Raw genomic sequence first — 874 nt, forward strand, 5'->3', positions numbered from 1 at the left:
CCCAGGGCGCCCCCAGGGCGCCCCCAGGGCGCCCCGGATGGCCGGGCGCAGCCGACGTATTTCCATAAGGAGGAGACATGAGCATGACCCCTATCGCCCGCCAGGCTGCCAGCCACCCTTCCCGCCGCCGTGTGCTTGGCGCGGGGCTGGGCCTGGGTATGCTGGCGCCGCTTGCGGCGCTGGCCGCCGAAGGCAAGGCCGCCGGCTACCCCTCGCGCCAGATCAGCTTCATCGTGCCGTTCCCTCCGGGCGGTTCGGTGGATGCCATGGCACGCCAGTACGCCGAGCCCATGGCACGCATCCTGGGCGTGCCCATCGTCGTGGAGAACCGGCCCGGCGCTGGCGGCTCGGTGGCCGCGCTGGCCGTGGCGCGCGCCAAGCCGGACGGCTACACCCTGGTCGTGTCCTCGCAGAGCAGCCACCTGGCCAATCCTCTGACCCAGCCCAAGGTGGGCTACGACCCCATCAAGGATTTCGAGAACATCGCCATCCTGGGCCGCCTGCCCAATGTGCTGGTCGTGCCCGCCAGCCTGCCCATCCGCAGCTTTGCGGAGTTCATCGCCTATGCCAGAAAGCACCCTGGCCAGCTCAACTACGGCAGCGGCGGCACGGGCAGCATGGGCCAGCTCAACATGGAGATGTTCAAGGCCGATGCAGGCCTGGACATCACCCATGTTCCCTACCGGGGCGGCACGCTGCTGGTCACCTCGGTGCTGGCGGGCGAGGTGCAGGTGTTCTTCGACAACCTCATCTCCATGCTGCCCCACATCCAGGCGGGCAAGGTGCGCGCCCTGGCCGTGGCCTCCGAGCAGCGCGTGGCGCAGCTGCCCGATGTGCCCACCCTGGCCGAGGTGGGCTACCCGCAGCTGAACAT

The 874-nt window shown here is 69.6% G+C and carries 1 protein-coding gene; it reads left to right on the forward strand.

All coding sequences use genetic code 11. From position 1 onward, the window contains the following. Window positions 1-77: 77 nt before the first annotated feature. The coding region (locus L995_RS21945; RefSeq protein ID WP_047473706.1) for a Bug family tripartite tricarboxylate transporter substrate binding protein at window positions 78-874 on the forward strand (797 nt) is incomplete at its 3' end.

This window comes from Delftia sp. ZNC0008, assembly GCF_000799035.1.
Lineage (GTDB): Bacteria > Pseudomonadota > Gammaproteobacteria > Burkholderiales > Burkholderiaceae_C > Comamonas > Comamonas tsuruhatensis.